Source organism: Candidatus Symbiopectobacterium sp. NZEC135 (genome assembly GCF_025962695.1).
In genome coordinates, this window is record NZ_JAGFPF010001137.1 from 1 (window position 1) to 696 (window position 696).

Genomic DNA, 696 nt, shown 5'->3' on the forward strand with positions numbered 1-696 from the left:
CTGCAACAATCCCGCCCCCGTGAACAACCCCAACAACGGCACCAGATAAACCAGCATGGCGGAACGCAGCAGGCTACTTTCGGAAATACCCAATTCAACACGTTGACCCGGCAGCAAGGGCTGCTCGCACGGAACGTGCAACGCCTGCTCGGCGGACAGCCCTAATTCACTCAGAAGCCCAGTGCCACAGGTTTTACGCGACTGACAACCACTGCACCCGGAACGCTGCTCACAGTGCAGCACGGCCACGCCATTGTGCCAGGAAACCACGGTCGCCCATTCTTTGATCATACCTGCGCCCTACATCTTGCGAATTTACTGCGATTGAAAAATGACATTATCCGCAATGCGTTTGGCCGTCGTAGGGGGCAATTCGCCGACTACGGTGATTTCATAACCATTGCGGATTTCTGTGTGTACGCTGCGCCGTCCCGTGGTGACATACTGCTCGGCACGGGATTCCGACGATGGCGTAATATTAACAGAAAAGCTGAATAAACCATCACTGAACAGACGCGACTCCACCGGGATGCTTATTCCGGGCAGCGTTCTGCGGGTACGCGAGATCTCCTTCATGCCCTGCGGCAGCCATTCAGGGATCCAGCTCAGGTTAACCGTTTCGGCCGACGGTGTCGTCAGCAATGGCGGTAAGCCTTCGGTTAATAATGGGCGCAACGTTTCACGGATGTCATCACT

The 696-nt window shown here is 55.5% G+C and carries 2 protein-coding genes; both read right to left on the bottom strand.

What is annotated here, in order from left to right; translation table 11 throughout:
* On the bottom strand, positions 1–291 hold a 291-nt coding region (locus J5224_RS32920), incomplete at its 3' end, for a SoxR reducing system RseC family protein (protein ID WP_264629110.1).
* A gap of 24 nt (positions 292–315) precedes the next feature.
* Positions 316–696: MucB/RseB C-terminal domain-containing protein (locus J5224_RS32925; RefSeq protein WP_264629111.1), on the bottom strand; the 381-nt coding region annotated here is incomplete at its 5' end.